The sequence below is a fragment of the Bradyrhizobium genosp. L genome, assembly GCF_015624485.1.
Lineage (GTDB): Bacteria > Pseudomonadota > Alphaproteobacteria > Rhizobiales > Xanthobacteraceae > Bradyrhizobium.
This window is the reverse complement of the sequence record NZ_CP061378.1, coordinates 67,381-94,138: the sequence shown is the minus strand read 5'-3', so window position 1 is coordinate 94,138 and position 26,758 is coordinate 67,381. Positions and strand designations below refer to the sequence as shown.

Genomic DNA, 26,758 nt, shown 5'->3' with positions numbered 1-26,758 from the left:
GATGCGGGACCGACCCGCATGTCGGAGCGAACCATGAATTGGCTCACCAACGTTGTCCGGCCCAAGATCCGCAACATCCTGCGCCGCGAGACGCCGGAGAATCTCTGGATCAAGTGCCCGGATTCCGGACAGCTGGTGTTCTACAAGGACGTCGAGGCCAACCAGTTCGTGATCCCCGGCTCGAATTACCACATGCGCATGGGCGCGGTGGCGCGGCTGAAGTCGATCTTCGACAACGAGACCTGGTTCGACATCGCGCTGCCCGAGGTCACGCCTGATCCGCTGAAATTCCGCGACGAGCGCAAATATGTCGACCGCATCAAGGATGCCCGCGCCAAGACCGGGCTGAACGATGCGATCAAGGTCGGCTACGGCAAGCTCGAGGGCGCCGGCGTGGTGGTCGCGGTGCAGGATTTCGACTTCATGGGCGGCTCGCTCGGCATGGCAGCGGGCGAGGCGATGGTGCGCGGGCTCGAGCTCGCGGTCGAGAAGAAGTCGCCCTTCATCGTGTTTGCGGCATCCGGTGGCGCCCGGATGCAGGAAGGCATCCTGTCGCTGATGCAGATGCCGCGCACCACGGTCGGCGTGCAGATGCTGCGCGAGGCCAAGCAGCCCTATATCGTCGTGCTGACCAATCCGACCACCGGCGGCGTCACCGCATCCTACGCCATGCTCGGCGACGTTCAGATCGCCGAACCCGGCGCGCTGATCGGCTTTGCCGGCGCGCGCGTGATCGAGCAGACCATCCGCGAGAAGCTGCCCGAGGGTTTCCAGCGTGCCGAATATCTGCGCGAGCACGGCATGGTCGACATGGTCGTGCATCGCCACGACATGAAGGCGACCTTGGCGCGGCTGTGCCGCCTGTTCACCAAATCGCCGGCGCTCGAGGGCGCGACGAAACCCACGGCCGCCGTTACCGAGCCGGCCCAGATCGTCATTGCGCCGGAAACGGTGCCGGCCGCGCCGCACGCGTGACCGCAAGCGCCGTCCCATCGCAGCCCTCGCTCGAGGCGTTGATCGCGCGGATCTCGGCGTTGCACCCGAAGCGCATCGATCTCAGCCTCGATCGCATGCTCGGCCTGATGGCGCGGCTCGACCATCCCGAGCGCAAGCTGCCGCCGGTGATCCATGTCGCCGGCACCAACGGCAAGGGCTCGACGATCGCCTATCTGCGCGCGATCCTGGAAGCGGCGGGCCTGCGCGTGCACGTCTTCACCTCGCCCTATCTGGTGCGGATCAACGAGTGCTACCGGTTAGCGGCCGTCGGCGGCGGCAAGCTCGTCGGCGACGATGAGCTGCGCGCCACTTTCGCGGATTGCGAGCGCGTCAACGCCGGCCATCCCGTCACCATCTTCGAGATGGAGACTGCGGTCGCGTTCTGCCTGTTCGCAAAACACGAGGCCGATGTCGCGCTGCTCGAGGTCGGCCTCGGCGGCCGGCTGGATTCCACCAATGTGGTCGAGACGCCGCTCGCCGCCGTGATCACGCCGGTCAGCATGGATCACATGGAGTTCCTCGGTGACACCCTGACCGCGATCGCCGGCGAGAAGGCTGCGATCATCAAGCGCAACGTCCCCGTGATCTCCGCCGAGCAGGCGCCCGATGCGATGGCGGTGGTCGAGGCGCAAGCCAAGGCGATGCGCGCGCCGCTGCACGCCGCCGGCCAGCAATGGCATGTCGGTGTCGAGCGCGGCCGGCTGGTCTATCAGGACGAGCGCGGCCTGTTGGATCTCGCCGCGCCAAAACTGTTCGGCCGGCATCAGTTCGACAATGCGGGGCTTGCGATCGCGACCTTGCGCGCGATCGACGCCTTCAGGCTCAGCATGTCCGCCTATGAAGCCGGTATCGTCAATGCGGAGTGGCCGGCGCGGATGCAGCGGCTGGCCTCCGGCACGCTGGTCAGCCAGGGGCCGCAGGGCTCTGAGGTCTGGCTCGATGGCGGGCACAACGCCGAAGGCGGTCGCGTCGCGGCGGCGGCGCTCGGCGATCTCGAGGAGCGGGTGTCGCGGCCGCTGGTCGTGATCACAGGCATGATGGGCAACAAGGATGCGAGGGCCTTCCTCGCCAATTTCGCCGGGCTGACGCGGCATATCATCGCGGTCCCCGTGCCCGGCCGCGACAACGGCATGCCGCCGGATCGGCTCGCCGATGCCGCCCGCGCGCTCGGCATGCGCGTCGAGATCGCACCCGGCGTCGAGGCCGCGCTGCAGCGGCTGGCGATGCTCGCCTACGAATTGCCGCCGCGCATCCTGATCACCGGCTCGCTGTATCTGGCCGGCCCGGTGCTTGCGGCAAACGGCACGCCGCCTGCATAACATCTCTCGTGTCCCGGACGCGGTGCGGCACGAAGTGCTGCTCCGCAGTGCCGGGACCTCACTTGAAGCCGCATAGGCCCCGGGCCAGCAGCGCATCACTGTGTGCTGCGCTGCGTCCGGGGCACGAGCCTGGAGGAACGAACGACGATGCGTTTCGCGGCCATCGCCGATATCCACGGCAATCACCTCGCGCTTGAAGCCGTGCTGTCGGACATTCGCGCGCAGGGCATTTCCGACATCGTCGATCTCGGCGACATGCTGAGCGGCCCGCTCGACGCGCGGCCGACGATCGATATGCTGATGGAGCTCGATGCGGTTCATCTGCTCGGCAATCACGATCGTTACCTGATCGACCGGCCGCATGAGAAGATGGGCTCCTGGGAGCGGTTGACCTACACGCAACTCGAACCTGGGCAGCTCGACTGGCTGCGTACGCTGCCGGCAACCTTAGTGTATCGCGACCAGGTTTTCCTCTGCCACGCGACGCCGCAAGATGACGAGACCTACTGGCTCGACACGGTGCTGCCTGGTGGCGAGGTCTTGATGCCCCCGCTGGAATCGATCGAGGCGAAGGCGGCGGGCGTAACGCAATCGCTGATCCTCTGCGCTCACACCCACATCGCCCGCGCGGTGCGGCTCCGCGACAACAGGCTGATCGTCAATCCCGGCAGCGTCGGCTCGCCCGGCTATCGCGCCGGCAAACCGCATCCGCATGTCGTCGAGGCCGGCTCGCCCGACGCGCGCTATGCCATTCTCGAACAGGTCGATGGTGACTGGGACGTCACCTTCCGGCATATCCCCTACGACCATGAAGCGATGGCCGCACTGGCGCGGCAGCACGGCCAGGCCGAACTCGCATCGGCGCTGGCGACGGGATGGATCAGGTAGTCCGACGGTCCAGGATTCGTCACACGCGGGCTTGACCCGCGTGTCCATCAATCTTCGCAGGAAGTTTTTCCGAAGCGGATGGATGGCCGGGTCAAGCCCGGCCATGACGAGCACACGCAAAACAAAACGGCCGACTTGTCGCCGGCCGTTTCGCAAATCAGCTCATTCGAAGCGGGATCAGACCGCAGCGGTGATCCACTGCTGCAGCTTCGCCTTCGGCGCGGCGCCGACCTGGCGGGAGGCCATCTCGCCGCCCTTGAAGATCATCAGGGTCGGGATCGACATCACGCCGTATTTCGACGCCGTCTTCGGGCTCTCGTCGACGTTGAGCTTCACGATCTTGACCTTATCGCCCATCGCGCCGGAGATCTCATCGAGCGCGGGTGCGATCATGCGGCAGGGGCCGCACCACTCGGCCCAGAAGTCAACGACCACCGGCCCGGTCGCCTTGAGCACTTCGGCTTCGAAATCGGCGTCAGAAACCTTGCCAACGGCCATGGGAATACCTCGTACGGTTGAGACAAAAGGGCGCAGCGGAGAATCGCGCCCGGGGAGCATGGGGCAAACGTATGAATGCCCCCTTGCCGGGTCAAGCTCGCTCACGCCGACCTGACCTTATGCCAGCTCGGCGTCCAGCGCGGGGGCCGAAATCTCCATCATTTCAGGGGTTTCGGTCCACAGCAGGGCGGCGTGGATGATCCTTTGGGGATAAAGCTTGGCCAGCAGCGCGCGGTACAGCGCGAGCTGGCGGACATAGGCTTTCGGCGCCTCGGCCGCGGTCTTGGGCGGGGCGTGGTTGGTCTTGAAATCGACGATCAGGACCTCCGTCGGCGTGACCACCAGCCGGTCGATCTGGCCGGAGACCACGACCTTCGGCTGGCCCGGCCGCTCCAGCCGTCCCACGATCGAGACCTCGGCGCGGCTGCCCGGGGCAAACACCGGCGCAAAACGCAGATCGACGGTGAGCGCAACCACCTGCCGGGCCAGCGCCGCCCGCTCGTCTTCGCTCCAGCCGTCGGCATTGCGCGCGAGGTAACCGAGCGCGGCGCCGAGCCGTCGCTCCAGGGCGACGTCGGGCAGCGACTGCAGCAGGCGATGCACCAGCGTGCCGCGCTGCAGGGCGCGGGCGCGCAGCAGCACCGATTCGCCTGTCCGCACGTGATGGCCGTCGTCATCGGCGGGATCGGACGGGCGCAGCACGCTTGCGGCGGATGATTCGGGCGCTGCTGGCGCGTGCAGCCATGGCGGCAGCGCGAGCGGCTCGGCTGTCGCCGCGGCGGCCGCGCCGGTGCGGTCGGCAACGTCGTCCGCGCGCGAATAGCGCATCACCTTGCCACCCGGCGTTTCCAGCTCCTCGAGCTTGAGCCCGGAGGTCGCGAGACCCTTGGTGATCAGGTCGTACCAGGAGGATTTCCGCACGGTGTTCATGTTGCCCGGCATGCAGCCGCCGACCACGAGCCGATCGGCGGCGCGCGTCATCGCGACATAGAGCAGCCGGCGATACTCGTCCTCGGTATCGCCAAGCATCGCCTTGCGCGCATCGGCGACGCTGGGCGGGTCCTCGGCTTTCTTGCCGGCCCACACCACGACGCCGGGCGCATGCGGCGCGGCATTGCCCTGCGGCAGATGGATCAGCCGCAGCCGCTGGGTGTCCGACGGCGAGGTCGTGGTGTCGACCAGGAAGACGACCGATGCCTCGAGGCCCTTGGCGCCGTGCACGGTCATGACGCGGACCTCGTCGCGCGAGATCTCCATGTCGCGCTTCACCTCGGTGTCGGCGGCGCGCAGCCAGGCCACAAAGCCCTGCAGCGAGGCCGGCGCCTTGCGCTCATAGCTCAGCGCCAGCTCCAGGAATTCGTCGAGCGCATCGTTGGCCTCGTGGCCGAGCCGCCGCAGGATTCGCGCCCGTCCGCCGTCGCCGCCGAGCAGCCAGGCGTAGAAGGCGAACGGCGTCTCCTGCGTAAAGCGGCGCTCGCATTGCTCGAGACGGTGCAGGGCAGCCGCAAAGCGCTCATTGGTTGGCGCTTGTGCGACCAATGCCTGGCGCAGTGATCCCCGTCGTTCCCATGCCAGCTTGAACAGATCGTCATCGTCGAGGCCGAACAGCGGGCTCTTCAGCGCCACCGCCAACGCGAGGTCGTCCTGCGGCAGCAGCAGCGCGTCGGCGAGGTTCATCAGGTCGATGATCGCGATGTGCTCGGTCAGCTTGAGACGGTCGGCGCCGGCGACCGGGATGCCGGCATGCTTCAGCGCCTGGATCACGGCGTCGAACGCATTGCCGCGCCGCCGCACCAGGATCAGCATGTCGCCATAGCGCAGCGGCCGCCGCGCGGCCTCGCTGCCGGTCATGGTTCCGCTGGTGACGAGGCGCTTGATCTCGGCCTGGATGCGCCGCGCCAGCTTCACCTCCGGGCTCGTCATCGCCACGCCGTCGAACGGCGCGCGCCAGCCCTCAATGTCCTGACGGTCGTCAGCCTCGGCGAGATCCCAGAGCTCGATCAGGCTCGGGCCGGCATCGGTCATCGCATTGTGGATCGGATAGCCGTTCTCCACCGCATGGATGCTGCGGAAGATTTCCTGCTCGCGGAAGACGTGGTCGACCGAATGCAGGATCACCGGGCCGGAGCGGAACGAATAGGTGAACGACACCGGATCGAATTTCAGCCCGGCCTCCTCGAACCGCCGCTTCAGCTCGCGCCGGCGCAGGTCGAATTCACGGGGGGCGGCACCCTGGAACGAGAAGATCGACTGCTTCTCGTCGCCGACCGCGAACACCGTGCGCACCAGGCCGTCGCGCGCGCCGGCGCCGGCGGTGAATTCAGAGATGATATGCGCGACGATGTCCCATTGCCGCGGGCTGGTGTCCTGGGCCTCGTCGATCAAGACGTGATCGACGCCGCGGTCGAGCTTGTAGTGCACCCAGCCGGAGGAAACGCGGTCGAGCATCGCCAGCGTCTTGTCGATCAGATCGTCATAATCGAGCAGCCCGCGCTCCAGCTTCTCGCGGCGGTAATGTGCCGCCGCTGCGGTCGCGATATGGATCAGCGCCTCGGTGCGGTCGCGCGCAACCACCGCGCGGCGTCGCTCGATCAGCGGCAGGATGCGGCGGCTCTCGGCTTCGAACAGCCGGCCGATCGCCGGATTGTTGTCGCAGAATTTCTTCGTCACCACCGATTTGCGCGGCGTGCGATCGGTATCGGTCAGGAACACGGCGAGATAGGCATCGACCTGGGCAGCCCCGGTAAACACCAGCGCCTCGCGCAGCCGTGCGGCCTGGTCCTGGTCGGATTTGCTGCCGGTGTCGAGGACGGTCGCGATCTCTTCCCAGCCGGAGTGCCTGAGATAGGGTCCATCGACGATGTCGCGCTCGACATCCTCGATGCGGTCGTCGGGCGAAACGCCGAGCGCGGCCGACACCTGCGCGGCAGCCGCGGTCGCGCTGCCGGCGGTATCGGTCCAGGCCATGAAATGATCGCGGCTGAGGCAGGCTTCGCGCACCACCTCCTTGAAGGTGACGTCGGCGGCGCTCGCCATCGCCGTCATCAACGCACGACCGATCGGGCTGTCGGGACTGCGCGAGGCCTCCAGGAACACGGCCAGGTTGGCGCGCTCCATCATCTCGTTCTGGTCGCGGTCGTCGAGCACGGCAAAGCGTGCCGGCACATTGGCCTCGAACGGGAATTGTTGCAGCAGCCGCGTGCACAGCGCGTGGATCGTTTGCACCTTCAACCCACCCGGCGTCTCCAGCGCGCAGGCGAACAGCTTTCGCGCCTCGCGGCGGAGGCTGGCGGACGGATGCGCGATGCCGGCCTCGCGGATCGCGGTATTGAGCGCATCGTCGTCGAGCGTCACCCATTGGCCGAGCGTCGTGAACACGCGCTCGGCCATGTTGGCGGCTGCGGCCTTGGTGAAGGTGATGCAGAGGATCTTTTCCGGCGGCACCCCTGACAGCAGCAGGCGGATCACGCGCTGCACCAGCACGTGGGTCTTGCCGGAGCCGGCGTTGGCCGACACGAAGGTCGACGCCTTCGGATCGGAGGCGCGGGCCTGCGCGTCGCGCACCGCAGAGGGAATGGGACGGGGCGCCTTCACCATTCCTCGATCCCCAGGCCGCCGGCCGCGGACCATTCCTTGATCCGCGCGAGATCGTCATAGGCGCCGTAGCGGTTGGACCACATCGACAGGTTCAGCGAGGTGTAGGCCTGCTCCTCATTGTCGAAGGCGCGGATCAGCGCCTCCAGCTTGAGCCGCGCGGCGTCGGCGGCTTCATCCGGCCGCTGCGGCGTGTCGTTGGGGCGGATCTTCAATTCAAGGGAACGCTGCTCGCCCGGCGGATTGTTGCCGCTCAGCCTGACATAGATCAGCTCGCCGACCGAGGAATCGGCTGGAATCTCGGCAAAGCCGCCCTCGCGCAGGATCGCGGCTTCCAGCGTGAGCTGCGGCGACAGGCCCATTCGCACCTGCTTGCCGGTCGGCGGCTGGCCGGTCTTGTAGTCGAGCAGCGCAAAGCTACCGTCCTGCCGCCGCTCGATGCGGTCGGCGCGCGCCGAGAGGATGAACGATCTCGCATCGTCGAGCGGGATGCCGATCTCGCCGCGGATCTCGGCCTTGATGGCGTCGATGTTGCCGCGCCGTGCCTGCTCCCATTCGGCGAACCACGCCGCGATGCGCTGGAAGCGCGGCCACCACAGCGCGCGTGCCTCGGGCCGCTCCATCAGCGGCGCAAAATGTTTGCCGCCGATCTCGCGCAGCGTGCCTCTGATGTCGTCAGGCAGCGCGTCGGCATAGGCCTGCGTGAATTCGCCGAGCGCCTCATGGATCGCCGAGCCGCGGTCGGCCGCCGACAGCGGCATGTCGACGGGATCGAGCGGATCGAGTCTCAGGATATAGCGCGCATAGATCGTGTAGGGATCGCGCAGCCAATCCTCGATCGCGGTGACCGACATCTTCAGCGGCCGCGCCTCGCGCGGCGGCCGCGGCTCCGGCTGCGCGATCGGCTCGACCTTGTCGGGCCGGTCGAGCTCGGCGGCATATTGCACGTAGATTTCGCCGGCGGCTTTCGCGGCCTTCCAGCGTGCTTCCCCGGCGACGGCTTCCAGCCGGTGCAGGAAGCGCGAAGCGACGGCCGGCGCGCCGCCGACCTTTGCGGCGTGGCTGAGGATCACCTCGTCATGGCCGAGCAGCTGCGCGAAGTCATGTGCGGACAGGCCGATGCGCCGTTCCGGTAGATCGAGCCCGAGTTCGTGCCGCATCGGCCGGCTCAGCCACGGATCGATCCGCGGCGCCGGCGGCCAGACGCCCTCGACCAACCCGCCGAGGATGACGCGATCGGATTCGGTGAGACGCGCCTCGAGCTGGCCGAAAATGTTGAGCTGCGCGCGCGCCGATTCCGGGCGCCGCACCATGCGCTCGGCGAATGCGGTCTGGAACACGTCCGCGTAGTCGGCGAGCGGCGTCATCAGCCCGCTCGGCTGCTGCTTGGCCAGCAATTCGTCGAAACCCGACGCCAGCGCCGCGCCGGCGCGCTCCTCGAACACGACGGCAACGCCACGCTGGTCGCAGGACAGCGCGATCAGCGCCTCGCGATGCCGCGATGCCAGCTCGGCGAAATCATGCGGCTTTGACGACGCCATGCCTTCGAGCGGCGCCAGCGCGGCCTGTAGTTTTGGGATCAGCGCTCCGGCTTCGTTGAGATCATTGTCACGCAGTCGCGCGCGTTGCTCGGCCTTGTGCAGTGACGAGGTCTCGCCGCTGTTGAGCTTCACAAGCTCGGCGCGGAAGCGCGCGAAATCGCCCGCGAGGCCGCCGGTTCCCGGTTGCGGCCGGGTGCCGCGCAGCAGTGCGATCTCCAGCACCTCGATCGCGCGCTTCAGCGCGCCATGCGGGCCGCCGAGCCGGAACAGCGGATGCTTGAGCAGCGCAAGCAAGGTCGGCGGCTCCAGCCCCCTGGCCACCGCTTCCGCGGCGAGGCGGGCGAACACGCCGGGTGCGGTCTCCATCAGCGCATCGCCGCCGGAATCGTCGAATTCCAGCTTCCAGCGCGTCAGCGAGGCCATCACCCGGCGCGCCAGCGCGCGATCCGGCGTCACCAGCGCGGCCGACTTGCCGAGATGCCGCGCCTCGCGCATCGCGACCGCGATCGCCAGCGCCTCCATCTCCGGATTGGGCGCCGCGACCACGCTGAGGTTGGTCATCCCGGCGGAAATCCGCGCGGCGATTTCCGGCCGCTCCAGCCGGTCGTGCCACTGCGCCGTCGCGGTCGACGGGCGCATCGTCTCGGATACCAGCACCTCGCGGCCGAGCGGTGCTGACACAGCCAGGCTCTCGACGTCGCGGCGCCTGATGCCGAAGCGATCGAGCAGCGCATGCATCGCGTATTGCGGATGGTTCGACGAGGGCGGCACGGAGAAACGACCGTCGTCATTGCGCTCGCCGCCGATCGTGTCCCACGATTCCTCGTCGAGATCGGTGTCGAGCCCGGGCAGCACCACCGCTCCGTTCGCAAGCTTCGCCACCGCGTGCAGGAACTTTGCGGTGGCCGGCATCGAGCCGGTCGAGCCCGCCGCGATCACCGGTCCCGCGCGATGCGCGGTGAGCCGCGCCGCCTCCGCCTCGATCAGCAGATCACGGCGTGCTGCCGGCTCGATGCGGCCGATTTCCTTCAGGTAGTTCGGCCAGGCGTCGCGCGCGATGCGCAGGAATTCGAGCGAGTGCTGCCAGTATTGGTCGAGCTGGTCCGGCACCAGGCGATCGAGCGCGCGCCAGTCGACGCCGCGCGTCACCATGTCGTCCATCAATCGGGCCAGATCACCGGCGAGCTGCAAGGTCGAGGCGGGGCCGCCGACCACCAGCGGAGAGGACACCGGTGTCCTGGCCCAGGCCGCGACCAGATGCGCCAGCGTCAGGCGGCGCTCGAGCTCGCCGAGCCGTGGCGGAATCTCCAATGGCGTCGCGCCGCCGACCGCGTCCGATTGGTCGGCGAAAGCCAGTTCGTCCTCATCGATATCGCCGAGCGCGACGATGCGCGGCAGCACCGCGGCATCGGCATCGAGCACGTCGAGAAAAATCTCGCGCGCCAGCCGCCCGGCGCGGCGGGTCGGCAAATAGAGCGTGGCGTTGGCGAGCCTTGCCGGATCGTTACGCGCCTCGAATCCCGCAACCAGCCGGCCGTCGACCAGCGCCGCGATGACGGTGCGCAGGAACGGTGCTGAGACGGGAACGCTGAAAACACGCATGGCCAGCCTGATTCGGAATCAGGCGCCAATATAGGGAGTGAGGGCTGCAAGGTCATGGGTAGGCGGGACGCCGTCCCCGTTCCCCACTGTCGCCGCCATTCCCACTGTCGTCACCCGCGAAAGCGGGTGACCCAGTATTCCAGAGGCAGGAGTGCTTGAATGGATAGGCCGCGGCGTACTGGGTACCCCGCTTTCGCGGGGTACGACGACCGGCTTGGTGGCGGCAGTGCTTACGCCACGCTCTCCAGATACGCCTCTTCCGCGGCCTGGATCGCGTCGGGGGTTCCGACATGCATCCAGACGCCGTCGAGGCGCAGGCCGAACAGCCGTTCCTGATCGTTGGCGCGGTCGAACATCTTGGTCAGCGAGAACTCGCCGGCCGGGGCATCGGCGAACAGCGACGGCGACATGATCGCGGCGCCGGCATAGACGAACGGCACCACCTGGTGCTCCCGGCGCTTGCGCAGCGCGCCGTCGGGCAGCATCGTGTAGTCGCCGCGGCCGTTATAGCCGATGCTGGAGGCCGTCGGCGCCATCAACAGCAGAATGTCCATCCGCGCCGGATCGAAGGTTTCCGCGAGCCGCGCCAAATTGGAGCGCACCCCGTCGATCCACATCGTGTCGGCGTTGAGATGGAAGAACGGCGCGTTGCCGAGCAGCGGCAGCGCCTTCACGACCGCGCCACCGGTGCCGAGCACCTGGTCGCGCTCGTCGGAGATGATCACGCGTGGGCGGCTGCGGGTCTTGACGTGCTCGATGATCTGGTCGGGCAGATAATGCACGTTGACGACGGCTTCCGTGACGCCGGCGCCGGCGAGCTTGTCGAGCACGTGGTCGAGCAGCGGCTGGCCGGCCACGCTCACCAGCGGCTTGGGCATCGTGTTGGTCAGCGGGCGCATGCGCACACCGAGGCCCGCAGCGAGCACCATGGCTTTGTGAGGGGTGACGGACATCTTCCGGATATTCTCGATCATCATCTCTCGGCGCCGATCCTATCACGGCGATTCGGCACGCACATTAACCCGACGCGATAGTCATTGGACATGACGGCCGTAAGACGGCGAAAATCTAGACGTCGACCTGCGCGCCGCGTCTGGCAGACTTTTTCTTCTTGTCGCCCTGTTTGAGAAAATTGACACCGATCTGGTCGCCATTGACCCATGCCAGCTCGCAGCGGCGATAGGCCAATCCTGTGGACGACAGCAGCAGGAAAAATTCCTTCAGGTTCAGGCCCACGACCGAGCCCTCGACCGAGAGCTTGGCGCCCATCTCGGAGACGTCCTCCATGATGCAATCGCGGCGCCAGGTGCCGTCGATGCCCATCATGTGCGCCGGGATGCCACGCTCAAACGTGACACGATCGCCCCTGCGTCGTTCCGCCGCCGCCATATGGCCTCGCTCCAGATCCGGCCGTCTCTCGTAGGGCCAGGTTCCAGCCTAAACGGTCCACGGCTAACAACCGGTAAACCTACGGTAACGGGGGAGGGACGTTGGCAGCATACCAGTCGCGGACGGCCGCAAGTGCCGGATGCGCCAGCGAGCGGTTGAGATAGGTCCAGATCCGCGGCTGGTGCTTGAGATATTGCGGCTTGCCGTCGCGCCGGTTGAGCCGGGCGAAGGTGCCGAGCAGGCGGGTGTTCCGCTGTGCCGACATGATCGCGTAGAGCTCCGCGAATTCTGCCGGATCGAAGTGTTGGTCGGTGTCGCGACGCGCCTTGATGTAACGGGTCAGCAGCGCCAGTTCGAGCTGCTCGGGCACGTCGATCCGCGCATCCTGCAGCAACGACACCACGTCATAGGCCGCAGGTCCGAGCAGCGCGTCCTGGAAGTCGATGATGCCGACGCGAAGGATACCGGTGCGCTCGGTGAGCCAGATGATGTTCGGCGAATGGAAGTCGCGGATCACCCAGGTCTGCGCGGCCGCGGCCGGCTTTTCCAGCAGCCCCCGCCACATCCCCAGGAATTCGGTGCGGAGATCCTCGCTCGGCGGCGCGCCGCGGTCCGGCAGATACCATTCGAGCATCAGGCCGATCTCGATCAGCCAGGCGTCGATATCGAACACCGGGATGTCGTAGTTCGCATCCGACGGCACCGGCAGCGTGTCCGGCAGCGCCTCGCGATGCAGCGCCGCCAGCATGTCGGTCGCGGCTTCGTAGCGATCGACGATCGGCTGCGGCGGATCGCCCTCGACCACGCCTTCGTGGCCGAAATCCTCGGTGATCAGGAATCCGGCGTCGAGATCGGTGTGGCGGATCGCAGGCGCCGAGAAGCCGTGCTGGCGCAGGCCGTTGCCGATCGCAACGAACGGCCGGACATCCTCGGCAAGGTGCACCGCCGCGCTGTAGGACCTGCCGTGGTAGATCGCCGGGCCGTCCGGGCGCCGCGGCGAGTTCATCAGGATGACGCTGCCGTCATCGGTGCGCAGCCGCGCATAGGAGCGGGTCGAGGCATCGCCGGGCATGCGCTGGCGCTGCGCGCCGAGAAAGCCCGCGCGCTCCAGGAATTGGCGCAGCGCCAGCAGCCGCGCGACCTTCGCCGCCGCCTTGCCATGGCCGGTGATCTCGGCGGCGCGCGCGGTCGAGCCCAGCGCCGGGCGATGGCTGAAGGCGATGTCGATGCGGTCCTGGGGCATCGCGTCAGGCGCACGCTCCGGCCATTCGATCAGCGCCACGATGTCGTCGGGCAGCGGCGACAGCCCGATCTCCTCGAGTTCGCTGGCGTCGTTGATCCGGTAGAGGTCGGCATGGACAAGCGGAAACGACGGCAACTCGTAGGTTTGCGCCAGCGTGAATGTCGGGCTCGGCACTTCCAGCGCGGCGTCGTCGGCGAGATAGCGGATCAGCGCGCGGGCGGCGGCGGTCTTGCCGGCGCCGAGATCGCCGGACAGCGTGATGGCGTCGCCGGCGCCGATCAGCAGCGCGAGATCGGCCATCAGCTGCGCCGTCGCGACTTCGTTCGCGAGCGGCACCGAGAATGTCGAGGGTGCGTTCATTCCGCGGCGTTGCGATGCGCGGTCTGGTCGACGGGAAAGTCGCAGGTCACGGTGGTGCCCTTGCCGACCACGGAATCGACCCGCACCCGTCCTCCATGCAGTTCGACGAAGGAGCGCACCAGCGAGAGGCCGAGGCCCGCGCCGCGGTGACGCGAGCCGTGGGAATGGCTCTCGAACCAGTCGAACACCTTGTCCTTCATCTCGGGCGGAATGCCGGGGCCGGAATCGGTGACCGTGAACACCACGCTGTGCTCGTTGCGCCGCGCGCTGATCGCGACCGTGGCATCATGCGGCGAGAAGCCGACGGCGTTGGCGAGCAGGTTATACAACACCTGCACCACCCGGCGCTCGTCGCCGACGAAGCCGCCGATATTGGGCTCGATGTCGACCTTGAGCGCGATGCGGTCGGTCGCCAGCCGGTCCTGGATGCCTTCGGCGGCAGCCTCGATCGCCTGGCCGATATTGACCGGGCCGAGCTCGAGCTTCATCGCGCCGGCATCGATGGTGGCGAGATCGAGGATGTTGTTGGTCAGCGCCAGCAGCGCATTGGTCGATTTGGTGACGTAGTCGAGATATTCGGCCTGCTTCGGCGTCAGCGGTCCGGTCGCGGGATCGCTGAGGAAATGCGCGAAGCCGATGATGGTGGTGAGCGGCGCGCGCAGCTCGTAGGAGACGTGGTGGACGAAATCCACCTTCATCTGGTCGGCGGTCTCCAGCGCCTCGTTGCGCTCGCGCAGCGCGCGCTCGACGTTCTCGGTGTCGGTGATGTCCTGGAACGCCAGCAAGGTCTTGCCGTCGGGCAGCGGCACGGTCATGCAGTTCAGCACGCTGCCGTCCTTGCGCTCCAGCTTGAGCGCGACCTGGGCGCGGTTCTCGATCGTGGTGATCGATTCGCGGAGCGTCCGCCAGGTCAGCGCGTCATCGAACAGCGGCCTGCACAGCGCCTCCACCGCTTCGATATGCGGTTCGCCCTGCAGTGCGTCCGGCGCCAGCTTCCACATCTTGGCGAACGGCGGATTGAACAATTCGGCGCGGCCATTGCTGCCGAACACCGCGACCGCTTCGCCGAGATTATCGAGGGTCTCGCGCTGCACCCGGGTCAGCCGGTCGTAGCGGCGGGCGAGGTCGAGGCTCTCGGTGACATTGTCGAACAGATAGGTGACGCCGCCTTCGAGATTCGGCGTGGTGACGACGCTGAGCGCGCGGCCGTCCGGCAGGAACCAGGTGTTGGTTTCGGACTCGACCGCGCGATAGGCCTCGTGCAGCTTGGCCTTCCAGGCGCGGAAGTCGGGCTGCTCCGGCAGCTTGCGGTTGGCGCGCAGCCGGTCGAGCACGCTGGAATCGTCGGGGTTGCTGTCGAGGAAAGCCTGGTCGAGGCCCCATAGCCGCCGGTAGGATTCGTTGTAGAAGGCGAGCCGGCGGTCGGCGTCGAACACGGCGACGCCCGAGGACAATTGATCGAGCGTACGGCGATGCGCCTCGACCATCCGCGTGATCGCCGCGCGCAGCTGCGCCGCCTCGCTGGCGTCGATCGCGATGCCGGCGCTGCCGGCACCAAGCTTCAGCGCCTGCACGTCGTAAAAGCGACGCTCGCCCTTGACGACGATCGGCAGGCGGGCGGCATAGCTCGCATTGTCGTTGAGCGCGCGGGCAAGCTCGGTGCGCTGCTCGCTCTCGAGCAGTTCGAGGTTGCGGTGGATCGCATCAGCCACGCTGCGGCCTTCGGTGGCGCGCAGATAGGCCGTATTGGCATAGCGCAGATGGCCTTCGAGGCTCTTGGCCCAGATCGGCCACGGCGCCGCGGCGGCGAAGTCGCGCAGCAGCTCGGTTTCTTCCTGCAGCGTCTTGTGGCGCAGATTGGATTCGGCGAGTTCGCGGCGCAGCCCGCCGAGCTCGCGGATCCGCACGATGGCCTGTCCGCCGATGGCGCGGCCCATCGCCTCGATGGCGCGCCCCGCCGAGGTCGAGAGATTGAGCAGGAAGGCTTCGCCCTTCTCGCGCAGCGCGTCGACGGCATGATCCATCTGCAGCGCCGGCTCGGGCGGCAGCCAGGTTCCGAAGGCGAGGATGCGTTGCGGCGAGCTCTCCTGCGACATCACCAGCGAGATGTCGCCCGAGATCTGCGGACGGTTGTCGCCGGCGGCCCAGGAGATCAGCACCTGCGGCTCGACGAACAGCAGTGCGCGGAGCCGGTCGGTCTGTGCCTGCAGGTCGGATATTTCGGCGCGCAGCCGCTCGTCGCTCCGGGTCGCGCGCACCCGGGTCCGCATCAACAGGATCGCGGCGACGGCGGAGAAGCCGACCAGCGCCAGCGAGGTCGCGAGCACCGCGACTTCCTGGTGGTTGAGACCGAAATGGTCGGACATCGCCTGCGCCAACAGCCCGTCGGCCGCGAAGGCGGAGCTGGCCGACAGCGCTGCGGTGGTGGCGAACGCGATCATGCCGTCGCGCGCCAGTGAGGTGCATGACAGCAGGGTTCGACGCATTGCCGCGACTACGCCCGACATATGTTGCCCCAGAACGCACAACACCTGGGCATGATGATCCGGAACGATGAAAACCGGTTTCCCGCGGAACAACGCGTGACGTTGGCGCGGGATCATGCCCAAGCAGGACCAGATAGCCCGACGAAAACCCCCCGTCGTGCTCGAATCAGGTCAGAATAGTCCCAACGGGAGTCAGCGAGTAAGAGTCCAGATCGTGAACGCAGAATCCGCTGTGAAAAAATGCACCCGATGCTGCGAATTTTACGCGAAATGACTCCGTAATTTCGCGGAAGCTAGCGGCCGGTCGAACCGAAGCCGCCACTGCCGCGGTCGGTCGACGACAGCACGTCGACCGGAACCAGCTCGGCCCTTGTCACCGGCGCGATCACCATCTGCGCGATGCGCTCGCCGCGCCGGATCGAAAATGCCGACTGGCCGTGATTGATCAAGAGCACGTTGATCTCGCCGCGATAGTCGGCGTCGATGGTGCCGGGCGAGTTCAGCACGGTGATGCCGTATTTGGCGGCGAGCCCGGAGCGCGGCCGCACCTGCGCCTCGTAGCCCGGCGGCAGCGCAATCGTCAGCCCGGTCGGAACCATCTCGTAGCGGCCCGGCAGCAGCAGGACCGGCGCCGAGCGCGGCACCGCGGCCAAGAGATCGAGCCCGGCGGCGTCTGCGGTCTGATAGGCCGGCAGCAACAGATCGTAGCCGTGCGGCAGCTGGTGGACTTCGACCTTGATGGTGGCGCTCACGATGCAGTCCCCACGGTTCGTGCGATCCGCGACACCAAAGCGGCCGCGACCTCTTCCTTGGTCATGACCGGCCATGAATCGACGGTGACGTCCTTGCCCTCGCGCGCCAGCAGATGGACCGTGTTGCGGTCGCCGCCCATCACACCGGTTGCATGCGAGACGTCGTTGGCGACGATCCAGTCGCAGCCCTTGCGCGCGAATTTCGCCTTGGCGTTCTCGATCAGATGCTCGGTCTCGGCGGCGAAGCCGATCACCAGCGGCGGCCGCTTCTCCTTCAGCTTGGAGATCGTCGCCAGAATGTCGGGATTCTCGACCAGTTGCAGCGGCGGCATGCCGGCCGAGCTCTTCTTCAGCTTCTGCGTGCCTTCGCTGGCGACGCGCCAGTCGGCGACCGCGGCGGCGAAGATCGCGACGTCGATCGGCAGCGCGGCCTCGACCCGGTGCAGCATGTCGCGTGCCGATTCCACCCGCATCACGGAGATGCCCAAGGGATCGTCGAGCTCGACGGGGCCGGTGACCAGCACGACGTCGGCGCCCGCCGCCTGCGCCGCGGCGGCGATCGCGAAACCTTGTTTGCCCGAGGAGCGGTTGGCGATGTAGCGCACCGGGTCGATCGCCTCATGGGTCGGTCCGGCGGTGACCAGCACGCGCTTGCCGGCGAGGGGACGCGGCTTCGGCGGCCGCAGCATGCGGTCCGCGGCGGCGGCGATCTCGACAGGCTCGGCCATCCGTCCGACGCCGGCCTCGCCCGCCTCCGCCATCTCGCCGGCATTGGGCCCGACGGTATGGACGCCGTCGCGGCGGAGCTGCAGCACGTTGCGGCGGGTGGCGGGATTGTTCCACATCAACGGGTTCATCGCCGGCGCCAGCAGGATCGGCCGGTTGGCCGCCAGCAGGATGGCGCTGGCGAGGTCGTCGGCATGGCCTTGCGCCATCTTGGCCATCAGGTCGGCGGTCGTCGGCGCCACCACGATCAGGTCGCACTCCCGCGCCAGCCGGATATGGCCGGCATCGAACTCGCTCTCGGCGTCGAACAGGTCGGTGTAGACCCGCTCATGCGACAGCGCACTGGCCGCCAATGGCGTGACGAATTGCTGGGCCGCCTTGGTCAGCACGCAGCGGACCTGGATGTGCCGTTCCTTGAGCCGCCGGATCAGGTCCAGCGCCTTGTAGGCCGCGATCCCGCCGCCGATGATCAGGGTGACGCGGGGCTCGCCGGCGGCGCTGACGGGCCGTGGAGCAGCCGTGGGAGCTTCGCTAGGGCCAGTGGCAAGCGCCTCCGCGGCCTCGCCACGGCCCTCCGCGAGCTCGCGGAGGATCACCCGGATCTCCTCCTCGACCGAGCGTCCGTTCCTGGCGGAGCGCAGCCGCAAATAGGCCTTCAGGGTGTCGTCGAGTTTGCGGATGGTCAGGCTGGCCATGGCATAGCCCCAGATATGATAGCAACGCTATCATATGGTGCATGCATTGCAATCACATTCAGATGCCGCGGATCGCGAAGAAGATCCCGATCAGGGCGACGGCAATCACCCACAGGCCGACGGTCTGCAGCCGCTCCTTCTTGGCTTCGGCGCGGGCCATTTCCTCGATGGTATCCGACGACAGCATATGGCCCTCGCGGGTCATGGTCTCCAACTGCTCGAGCACGGTCACGGCGCGATTGGCGATCGCCGGCAGGCTGGCGATCACGCGGCCGAGCTCGCCGGCGCCCGACAGCGCGCTCTGGATGCGGCCGGCCGGGCCGAGATTCTGCGTGATCCATTCCCGCACCACGGGATCGGCGATCTTCCAGATGTCGAGCTTGGGATCGAAGCCGCGCGCCACCCCTTCGACCACCACCATGGTCTTCTGCAACAGGATCAGCTCGGGCCGGGTCTGCATGTCGAACAGGCCGGTGACCTCGAGCAGCAGCGTCAACAGCCGCGCCATCGAGATCTCCTCGGCGGTGCGGTTGTGGATCGGCTCGCCGATGGCGCGGATGGCTTGCGCGAAATTCTCCACCGAATGGTGGCCGGGCACGTAGCCGGCCTCGAAATGCACTTCGGCGACGCGGCGATAGTCGCGAGTGATGAAGCCGAGCAGGATTTCCGCGAGGAAGCGCCGCTCCTTCAGGCCGAGCCGCCCCATGATGCCGAAATCCACGGCAACGAGCCGGCCGGCCTCGTCGAGGAACAGATTGCCCGGATGCATGTCGGCGTGGAAGAAGCCGTCGCGCAGCGCGTGGCGCAGGAAGCTCTGGATCACCTTGCGGCCGAGATCGGGCAGGTCGACCTTGGCCTGCTCGAGCCGGGCGTGGTCGTTCAGCGCGATGCCGTCGATCCACTCCATCGTCAGCACGTTGTGGGTGGTGCGGTCCCAGTCCACCGTCGGCACGCGGAAGTCCGGATCGTCGCGAGTGTTCTCGGCCATCTCGGACAGCGCGGCCGCTTCCAGCCGCAGGTCCATCTCCATCGCGACCGAGCGCGACATGGTGTTGATGACCTCGATCAGCCGCAGGCGGCGTGCTTCGGCGGAGTACGCCTCGGCCTTGTGCGCGACGAAGAAGAAATCGCTGAGGTCGCGGCGGAAGCGCGATGCGACATTGGGCCTGAGCACCTTGACCGCAACCTGGCGGCGCACGCCGTCGCGCTCGACCTCGCCGCGATGCACCTGTGCGATCGAGGCCGCCGCCACCGGTGGACCGAGACTGGCGAATGCCTGCGACAGCGGCCGCTCCAGCGATTGCGCGATCACGGCCTCCGCCTCTTGTTGCGAGAACGGCGGCAGGCGGTCCTGCAAGGCTTCGAGGTCGCGCGCCATCGCGACGCCGACCACGTCGGGACGGGTGGCGAGGAACTGGCCGAGCTTGAGATAGGCGGGGCCGAGCCGGGTCAGCGCGCGCGACAGCCGCGGGCCGGACTTGGCGCCGGGACGCTCGATCAGCCGCGCCATTTTCAGCGCGAGCTGCCCGGGCGGCGGCACCAGCGAGGGATCGACGACGCCGAACACGCCCTCGCGCGCAAACACGAGACCGGCGCGGGCGAGGCGCGCGATGTGGGTCAGTGCAGAGATCACAAACGCCAGCCCGTATGCAGCGCCACGATGCCGCCGGAGAGGCTCTGCCACTTCACGCGGGCAAAGCCGGCGGCGCCGATCATCTCGGCGAACGCGCTCGGCCGCGGGAATTTGCGGATCGACTCGACGAGATACTGATAGGACTCGGCATCGCCGGTGACGGCACGTCCGAGCGGCGGGATCACCTTGAAGGAAAACAGATCGTAGATCCGGTCGAGGCCGGGCACGTCGACGGTGGAGAACTCCAGGCACAGGAAACGGCTGCCGGGCCTGAGCACGCGATAGGCCTCGCGTAGCGCGAGATCGATCTGCGGCACGTTGCGGATGCCGAACGCGATCGTGTAGGCGTCGAACGAGCGGTCGGCGAAGGCGAGCGCTTCGGCGTTGCCCTCGACGAACGACACGCGGCCGTCGAGGTGTCGCTTGGCGGCGCGCTCGCGGCCGACCGCGAGCATGTCGCCGTTGATGTCGCAGACGGTGGCGTGGAAGCCGCTGCCCGAGGCCTTCGCGGCGCGGAAGGCGATGTCGCCGGTGCCGCCGGCGACATCGAGCAGCGCGAACGGCCGGTCGCCCTTCGGCGGATCCAGCGCCGTGATCATGATGTCCTTCCAGAGCCGGTGCAGCCCCCCCGACATCAAATCGTTCATCAAATCATAGCGCGACGCCACGCTGTGAAACACGTCGTTCACCAGCGTCTGCTTCTCGCCCAGGGGCACGTCCCTGAAGCCGAAATGGGTGGTCTGATCCGGCCGATCCATTCACTGTACTCCGCGCGGCCGGACCATAGCGCGGCGGCCGCAATGGCGCTATCACGTCACTTCCAAAAGGTGAATGCCTCCATGCCGGAATTACCCGAAGTCGAGACCGTCCGCCGCGGCCTGCAGCCGGCCATGGAGGGCTCGAAAATCGTCAAAGCAGAGGCCCGGCGCAAGGATCTGCGGTTTCCCTTTCAAAAAGACTTTATCGCCCGTCTCGAAGGCCAGACCGTCACCGGGCTCGGCCGCCGCGCCAAATATCTGATGGCGGATCTGACCTCCGGTGACGTGCTGCTGATGCATCTGGGCATGTCGGGCTCGTTCCGCGTGCACAAGGAGGGTGGCGCGACGCCCGGCCAATTCCATCATCCGCGCAGCGACGATCGCGCGCATGATCATGTCGTGTTCCACATGTCGTCGGGCGCCGCCGTCGTCTTCAACGATCCGCGCCGCTTCGGCTACATGAAGATCATCGCCCGCAACGCGCTTGAGGACGAGCCTTTGCTGAAGGATCTCGGGCCCGAGCCGCTCGGCAATGAGTTCGACGCCGCGATGCTGGCGCGCGCTTGCCACAACAAGAAGACCAGCCTGAAGGCGGCGCTGCTCGACCAGCGCGTGGTGGCGGGGCTTGGCAACATCTATGTCTGCGAAGCGCTGTTTCGCGCTCACCTGTCGCCGCGGCGATTGGCCGCCACGCTCGCGACCAAAAAGGGCGAGCCCACCGACCACGCGCGGCATTTGGTCGATGCGATCCATGCGGTGCTCAATCAGGCGATCAAGGCCGGCGGCTCATCGATCAGCGATCACAGGCTGACCAATGGCGATCTCGGCTATTTCCAGCATTCGTTCCAGGTCTACGACCGCGAAGGCGAGATCTGCAAAACCAAGGGCTGCGGCGGTATCGTCAAGCGCTTCACCCAGAACGGCCGTTCGACGTTTTGGTGCCCGAAGTGCCAAAAGTGAAAGTGCCAAAAATAACAACAAGGGAGTGAGCGATCATGAGCGGCAATTGGCGCGAGCGCGCAGCAACCAGCTTTCAGTGCGAGAAGCAGCCGGCGACCTCGAGCCGGGGCATGGTGGTGAGCAACCATCCGCTGGCATCAAGCGCGGGCGCCGAGATGCTTGCGGCCGGCGGCAATGCGATCGATGCGGCGATCGCAACGTTGTTCACGCTGACCGTGGTCGAGCCGATGATGGTCGGCATCATCGGCGGCGGCATGGCGCATATCCGGCTCGCCAACGGCAGTCACCGCTTCATCGACGGCCAGAGCACGGTGCCGAAGGCGGTGCGGCCGGATACCTACACCTCGAAGCCGGGTTCGGCGCATGACGTGTTCGACACCGTCGGCAACGAGAATCTGAACGGGCCGAAGGCGGTCGCGGTGCCGGGCTCGCTGAAAGCCTGGTGCGAGACGCTGCGCCGGTTCGGCACCATGAGCCTCACTGATGTGATGCAGCCGGCGATCAAGCATGCCGCGCGCGGCTACGCGGCGACGCCTTATCTGCACGAATGCATCACCGACGGCGCCGAGGAGATGCTCAAGGACAAGCCGATCGCAGCGATCTATTTGCCCAACGGCACGCCGCTGAAGCCCGGCGAGCGCGTGGTGCAGGCGGAATACGCCGAGACACTGAGATACATCGCCGAGCATGGCGACAACGCGCTGTATCAGGGGCCGCTCGGCGACATCCTCGTCGACTACATGGCGAAGAACGGCGGCTTCATCGCGCGCGAGGATCTCGCCACTTACAAAACCGTCGAGCGGCAGCCGATCCGCTGCACCTATCGCGGCTGGGACATCCTGGGTCCGCCGCCGCCGGCCGCGTCCGGCGTGCACATCGCAGAGATGCTCAACATCCTCGAAGGCTACGACGTCGCGCGGCTCGGCTTCGGCACCGCCGAGACGGTTCATCTGCTTGCCGAGGTGCTGAAGATCGCCTTCGCCGACCGCGCGGCCGCGAGCGGCGATCCCGCCTACATCAATGTCCCGGTCGAGCGGCTGACCTCGAAAGCCTATGCCGAGGAGCGGCGCCGCGCCATCGATCCCGCGCGCGCCCAGGCCTGGGGCGCCGGCGTCACGCAGCTCGAGAGTGCGCATACCACGCACATGACCGCGGCGGATGCGATGGGCAACGTGGTCGCGACCACGCAGACCATCAACAATCTGTTCGGCGCCAAGATCCTGATCCCGGGCCTCGGCACGGTGCCCAACAATTACATGAACCTGTTCGATCCGCGGCCCGGGCACGCGCTGTCGCTCGCCGCCGGCAAGCGCGTCACCACCTCGATGTCGCCGATGATGGCGCTGCGCGACGGCAGATTGGCCTACGCACTCGGGCTGCCCGGAGGAAAACGCATCTTTCCGAGCGCGATGCAGGCGCTGATCAACCTGATCGATCACGGCATGAGCCTGCAGGAGGCGGTCGAGGCGCCCAGGGTCTGGACCGAGGGCAATGCGCTCGAGGTCGAGCAGGCGGTGCCGGAAACCGTCCGCGGCGCGCTCACCGCGAAGGGCCACAAGGTGCAAGTGGTGGCGACGGTTGCCGGCGGCATGAACGGGATCCAGTTCCACGCCGACGGCACGATGTCGGGCGCCGCGTGCTGGCGCGCCGACGGCACGCCGGTGGGGATCGCGGGTGGCCTGGCGCGCGCGGGGGTCAGGTTTGCGTTGAGGTGATGCTGCTGAGAGGATGGGAATGTACGACTCTCGATAACGCAACATACTCGATGTCGTCCCTGCGAAAGCAGGGACCCATAGCCACCGAAGGTCGTTGTTGTGCGACGCTGGGGCCACAGCCTTCTTTAACAAGCGAGCCCTGTGGTTATGGGTCCCTGCTTTCGCAGGGACGACGAGGGGAAAAAGACTCGTTGCACGCTGCACCGCGTCCGGGACACGCGAACCCGTTACTTCCTGACGCAGATCACGCGGACGACAGCGGCCTTGGCGTCTGCCGATCCGCCTGACGCGTTGACGCCATGCGCCTTGAGGAAATCGCGCACCGTCTCCGCCGACACCAAAGATGCTTGTGCGGGAGGCGCAGCGCCTGCGGGGCCGGCGACGATCACGGGCTTCAGCACCGCGATGCCGGCGAACTTGCCGCTGCCGTCGAGCGCGGCTGCGCCGGAAAAGCCGACTGCCGGCGCCGGCGACAATGCCGCGTCTCCGCCGCCGAGCTGCGCGACCGAGGCCTTCACGCTGGTCGCGGCCGCGCCGCCGCCCTGGTTCTGCGGATCGGCGATGCCGGTGATGTCGAGCGTGGTCTGCGTCGCGGTGGCGCCGATAGCGAGCGGCTTCAGGCCGCGCGCGCCGTAGATGCGCAGCAGCGCGAGATCGTGCTCCTTGTCCTCGGCGACCCGGTCGGCATTGCCGTAGCCCGGGATCGTCAGCGCGATGCAGTCGTCGGTGGCGACGCGATCGGTGGCGATGGCACCGTCATCGCTGACCACGACGCCGGAGGCATATTCCACGGTCTTGCGCGGCGGCGGGCCGGCCACGACGCCGGATGGAAAGGCGTTGAATGCGCTCGACATCGCGATCACGACCGGCTCGACGGTGTTTTGCGTCGCCTGGTCGTAGAGGATGGTAAGCACGCGCACCTCGTCGCCCTTGAAGGTGCCGCGCAAATAAAACTTCTTCAGCCCCTGCAAGCCGGACAGCACGAAGAAATCCGGCTTTACCACGGTGTAGTCGATGGTGCGGCCGGCCGGCTCCTTCTTCTCCTGCTCGGCGAGTTTTGCCGAGGTCGGATTGGCCTCCTTGCGCCGCGCAAGCTGCACCTGGATGGTGCCGGTCGGCGAGCTCCATTTGGCGCCGGAGGCGTCGCTGGTGAGCTGCGGCACCAGCTTGGTCGGAATGCCCAGCCGCGCGCCGGTGGCGGGCTCGGTGACGATCTTCCAGCCGACATTGTCCTGCCGCTTCCGCGCGGTGTCGGCGAGCGCACCGCGCTCCTGTGGGTTCAAGACTCCGGTCGGCTTGCCGCCTTTGTTCTTCTGGAATTCCTTGATCGCATTGACCATGCGCTCGCTGACGTCGCCCGTGATGGCGCCGTTATATTCGCCGACCCAGGCGAGATCCGATTGCAGCGCCAACCGTTCGGCCTGCGCCATCGCGTTCGCCGTGTCCTCCGGCTTCTGCAGCGCAGGACGCACCGGAACGGTCGTCACAACCTTCGGCTTGGCGCCGACCGTCGACGGCGGCGTCATCTGGGCCTGCGCGGCGCCGACGGCCGCGATCATCAATGTTGCCGAAAGCACCGATCTCATGACAAATCCGCAAGCAAATGGGAATGACCGAAAGCATTGACGTGGACGCAATTAAGCACATCTGCTTGGTCGGCAACAACGGCGCGTGGGTTCAGGGAACAGCGCCTTAGGACATCATGATGCTGAGTGCCGAAGAGCTCGAACGCTATGCCCGCCACATCGTGCTGCGCGAGGTCGGCGGCCCAGGCCAGAACGCGCTGAAGAAGGCCTCCGTGCTGGTGATCGGCGCCGGCGGGCTCGGCGCGCCGGTCTTGATGTATCTGGCGGCCGCCGGTATCGGCCGGCTCGGCGTGATTGATGACGATATCGTGTCGCTGTCAAATTTGCAGCGCCAGATCGTCCACGGCACGTCCGATATCGGCAAGCGCAAGGTCGACAGCGCGGCGGCGCAGATCCGTGAATTGAACCCGCATGTGGTGTTCGAGGCGCATCCGTTGCGGCTCAATGCCGCGAATGCGCTGGCGCTGATCGCGAATTACGATCTGGTGCTCGACGGCTCCGACAATTTCGAGACCCGCTATCTGGTCTCGGACGCCTGCTTCCTGGCGAAGCGGCCGCTGATTACCGCCGCGCTCGGCCAGTTCGACGGCTCGCTGACCACGATCCGCGCGCATGAGAGGAACGCGGACGGCGCGTTCAATCCGACCTATCGCTGCCTGTTTCCGGAGGCGCCGCCGCCGGGCACCGTGCCGGCCTGCGCCGAGGCCGGTGTGATGGGCGCGCTCGCCGGCGTCTTGGGATCGATGATGGCGCTGGAGGCGATCCGCGAGATCGTCGGCTTCGGCGACGGCCTGGTCGGGCGCCTCCTGATGGTCGATGCGCGCGCGATGCGCTTCGAGACCCTGCGCTACGCGCGCGATCCGCAGAACCCGCTCAATGGTGATACTCCCGGCATCACCGATCTGAGCGGATACCCGTAAGCTCACGAAGCCCTTGCCGGCTTCTCGCTGTCCATGTGCTTCAAGTGCTCGTCCGGATAGCGTCCGCCCGAGGCGGCGCCGGGCGGGAATGCCTTGGCCAATGCGGCGAGATGCGCGTCGCTCAGTTTTACGTCGCGTGCGCCGAGTGCCTCCGTCAGCCGCTCGCGCCGCCGTGCGCCGACCAGCGGCACGATGTCGTCGCCCTGCGCCGCGACCCAGGCGATCGCGACCTGCGCCGGCGAGGCACCGACCTCCGCGGCGATGATGCGGAGACGATCTGCCAGCGCGAGATTGGCGTCGATGTTTTCAGCCTGGAAGCGCGGGCTCAGCAGGCGGAAATCCTTTGCTTCCCCACGATCCTTCGACCAATGGCCGCTGATCAGGCCGCGCGCCAGCACGCCATATGCCGTGATGCCGATGCCGAGCTCGCGGCAGGTTTTCAGGATGTCGCTCTCGATGCCGCGCGAGATCAGTGAGTATTCGATCTGGAGGTCGGCGATCGGATGCACCTTGTGCGCACGGCGGATCGTGTCCGAGCCGACCTCTGAGAGCCCGATATGCCGGATCCAGCCTAACTTGATCATGTCGGCCATGGCGCCGACCGTGTCCTCGATCTGTACGTTGGGATCGAGCCGCGCCGGGCGGTAGATGTCGATATGGTCGGTGCCGAGCCGCTGCAGCGAATAGGCGACGAAGTTCTTCATCGCGGCCGGCCGGCTGTCATAGCCGAGGAAGCCGCGGTTGGGGTCGCGCAGCGCGCCGAACTTGACGCTGATCTGCACCTGGTCGCGTTTTCCTCCCTTCAGCGCTTCCCCGATCAGCATCTCGTTGTGGCCCATGCCGTAGAAGTCGCCGGTATCGATCAAGGTGATGCCGGCATCGAGCGCTGCATGGATGGTACTGATGCTCTCGCTGCGGTCGGTGGGACCGTAGAAGTCGGACATGCCCATGGCGCCGAGGCCGATGGCCGAAACGGTCGGGCCGGTGGAACCGAGCTTGCGTGTGTCCATGATGGTGCTCCTCGTGCAACGCGGCGACTTTCACCGCGAAATGGCGCCGCTGATATGGGCCGCCTCGGCAATTTCGATAAGCTGGAC

At 67.0% G+C, this 26,758-nt stretch carries 19 protein-coding genes; 6 read left to right on the top strand and 13 right to left on the bottom strand.

Annotated features, from left to right (window positions below):
* Window positions 1–33 precede the first annotated feature (33 nt).
* From accD to IC762_RS00365, 3 genes are all read left to right on the top strand, one after another.
* A complete protein-coding gene (gene accD, locus IC762_RS00375) occupies window positions 34–975 on the top strand; it encodes an acetyl-CoA carboxylase, carboxyltransferase subunit beta (protein WP_195786699.1) in 942 nt (313 codons plus the stop codon).
* Between the two features lie 38 nt (window positions 976–1,013).
* On the top strand, window positions 1,014–2,315 hold the full coding sequence (locus IC762_RS00370) for a bifunctional folylpolyglutamate synthase/dihydrofolate synthase (RefSeq protein ID WP_433995933.1): 1,302 nt from the start codon (window positions 1,014–1,016) through the stop codon (window positions 2,313–2,315).
* 147 nt (window positions 2,316–2,462) lie between these two features.
* Window positions 2,463–3,203, top strand: coding sequence for a metallophosphoesterase family protein (locus tag IC762_RS00365; protein ID WP_195786697.1), 741 nt, complete (start codon window positions 2,463–2,465; stop codon window positions 3,201–3,203).
* Between the two features lie 177 nt (window positions 3,204–3,380).
* On the opposite strand, the gene trxA is transcribed toward IC762_RS00365, so the two are convergent.
* The 11 genes from trxA to ubiE all read right to left on the bottom strand — a co-directional run bounded on the left by trxA (window position 3,381) and on the right by ubiE (window position 20,480).
* Window positions 3,381–3,701: a thioredoxin gene (gene trxA, locus IC762_RS00360; RefSeq protein WP_016847387.1), complete on the bottom strand. Its 321-nt coding sequence runs from the start codon at window positions 3,699–3,701 to the stop codon at window positions 3,381–3,383.
* A gap of 117 nt (window positions 3,702–3,818) precedes the next feature.
* A complete protein-coding gene (gene addA / locus IC762_RS00355) occupies window positions 3,819–7,298 on the bottom strand; it encodes a double-strand break repair helicase AddA (RefSeq protein ID WP_195786696.1) in 3,480 nt (1,159 codons plus the stop codon).
* On the bottom strand, window positions 7,292–10,438 hold the full coding sequence (gene addB / locus IC762_RS00350; protein WP_195786695.1) for a double-strand break repair protein AddB: 3,147 nt from the start codon (window positions 10,436–10,438) through the stop codon (window positions 7,292–7,294). Before addB ends, addA begins: the two co-directional genes overlap by 7 nt.
* Before the next feature lie 230 nt (window positions 10,439–10,668).
* Window positions 10,669–11,391 (bottom strand): nucleotidyltransferase family protein, encoded by a 723-nt coding sequence (locus IC762_RS00345; protein WP_195786694.1) that lies wholly within the window; start codon window positions 11,389–11,391, stop codon window positions 10,669–10,671.
* A gap of 115 nt (window positions 11,392–11,506) precedes the next feature.
* Window positions 11,507–11,827, bottom strand: a complete 321-nt coding sequence (locus IC762_RS00340) for a PilZ domain-containing protein (RefSeq protein WP_195786693.1) — start codon at window positions 11,825–11,827, stop codon at window positions 11,507–11,509.
* A gap of 79 nt (window positions 11,828–11,906) precedes the next feature.
* Entirely contained in the window at window positions 11,907–13,430 is a 1,524-nt protein-coding gene (gene tsaE / locus IC762_RS00335; protein ID WP_195786692.1) for a tRNA (adenosine(37)-N6)-threonylcarbamoyltransferase complex ATPase subunit type 1 TsaE, read from the bottom strand.
* Window positions 13,427–15,937 (bottom strand): PAS domain-containing sensor histidine kinase, encoded by a 2,511-nt coding sequence (locus tag IC762_RS00330; protein ID WP_195786691.1) that lies wholly within the window; start codon window positions 15,935–15,937, stop codon window positions 13,427–13,429. Before IC762_RS00330 ends, tsaE begins: the two co-directional genes overlap by 4 nt.
* Window positions 15,938–16,209: 272 nt before the next feature.
* On the bottom strand, window positions 16,210–16,668 hold the full coding sequence (gene dut, locus IC762_RS00325) for a dUTP diphosphatase (RefSeq protein ID WP_195786690.1): 459 nt from the start codon (window positions 16,666–16,668) through the stop codon (window positions 16,210–16,212).
* Entirely contained in the window at window positions 16,665–18,089 is a 1,425-nt protein-coding gene (gene coaBC / locus IC762_RS00320; protein ID WP_195786689.1) for a bifunctional phosphopantothenoylcysteine decarboxylase/phosphopantothenate--cysteine ligase CoaBC, read from the bottom strand. The genes dut and coaBC overlap by 4 nt, the downstream gene beginning before the upstream one ends.
* A 58-nt stretch (window positions 18,090–18,147) precedes the next feature.
* Window positions 18,148–19,722 (bottom strand): 2-polyprenylphenol 6-hydroxylase, encoded by a 1,575-nt coding sequence (ubiB, locus tag IC762_RS00315; protein WP_195786688.1) that lies wholly within the window; start codon window positions 19,720–19,722, stop codon window positions 18,148–18,150.
* Window positions 19,719–20,480 (bottom strand): bifunctional demethylmenaquinone methyltransferase/2-methoxy-6-polyprenyl-1,4-benzoquinol methylase UbiE, encoded by a 762-nt coding sequence (gene ubiE, locus IC762_RS00310; RefSeq protein ID WP_195786687.1) that lies wholly within the window; start codon window positions 20,478–20,480, stop codon window positions 19,719–19,721. The genes ubiB and ubiE overlap by 4 nt, the downstream gene beginning before the upstream one ends.
* 81 nt (window positions 20,481–20,561) lie before the next feature.
* On the opposite strand from ubiE, the gene mutM reads away from it, so the two are divergent.
* Together mutM and ggt are read left to right on the top strand one after the other, a co-directional pair.
* Window positions 20,562–21,440, top strand: coding sequence for a bifunctional DNA-formamidopyrimidine glycosylase/DNA-(apurinic or apyrimidinic site) lyase (gene mutM, locus IC762_RS00305; RefSeq protein WP_195786686.1), 879 nt, complete (start codon window positions 20,562–20,564; stop codon window positions 21,438–21,440).
* A gap of 35 nt (window positions 21,441–21,475) precedes the next feature.
* Window positions 21,476–23,155, top strand: coding sequence for a gamma-glutamyltransferase (gene ggt, locus IC762_RS00300; RefSeq protein ID WP_195786685.1), 1,680 nt, complete (start codon window positions 21,476–21,478; stop codon window positions 23,153–23,155).
* A 227-nt stretch (window positions 23,156–23,382) separates the two neighbouring features.
* Here ggt and IC762_RS00295 read toward each other — a convergent pair whose 3' ends face one another.
* Entirely contained in the window at window positions 23,383–24,741 is a 1,359-nt protein-coding gene (locus tag IC762_RS00295) for a serine protease (RefSeq protein ID WP_195786684.1), read from the bottom strand.
* A 119-nt stretch (window positions 24,742–24,860) separates the two neighbouring features.
* On the opposite strand from IC762_RS00295, the gene IC762_RS00290 reads away from it, so the two are divergent.
* On the top strand, window positions 24,861–25,661 hold the full coding sequence (locus IC762_RS00290; RefSeq protein WP_195786683.1) for a HesA/MoeB/ThiF family protein: 801 nt from the start codon (window positions 24,861–24,863) through the stop codon (window positions 25,659–25,661).
* Window positions 25,662–25,663: 2 nt separating this feature from the next.
* Here the strand turns inward: IC762_RS00290 and IC762_RS00285 are convergent, their stop codons facing one another.
* Window positions 25,664–26,671 carry an aldo/keto reductase gene (locus tag IC762_RS00285; RefSeq protein WP_195786682.1) on the bottom strand — a complete coding sequence of 336 codons (1,008 nt, stop codon included), beginning with the start codon at window positions 26,669–26,671 and terminating at the stop codon, window positions 25,664–25,666.
* Window positions 26,672–26,758 lie beyond the last annotated feature (87 nt).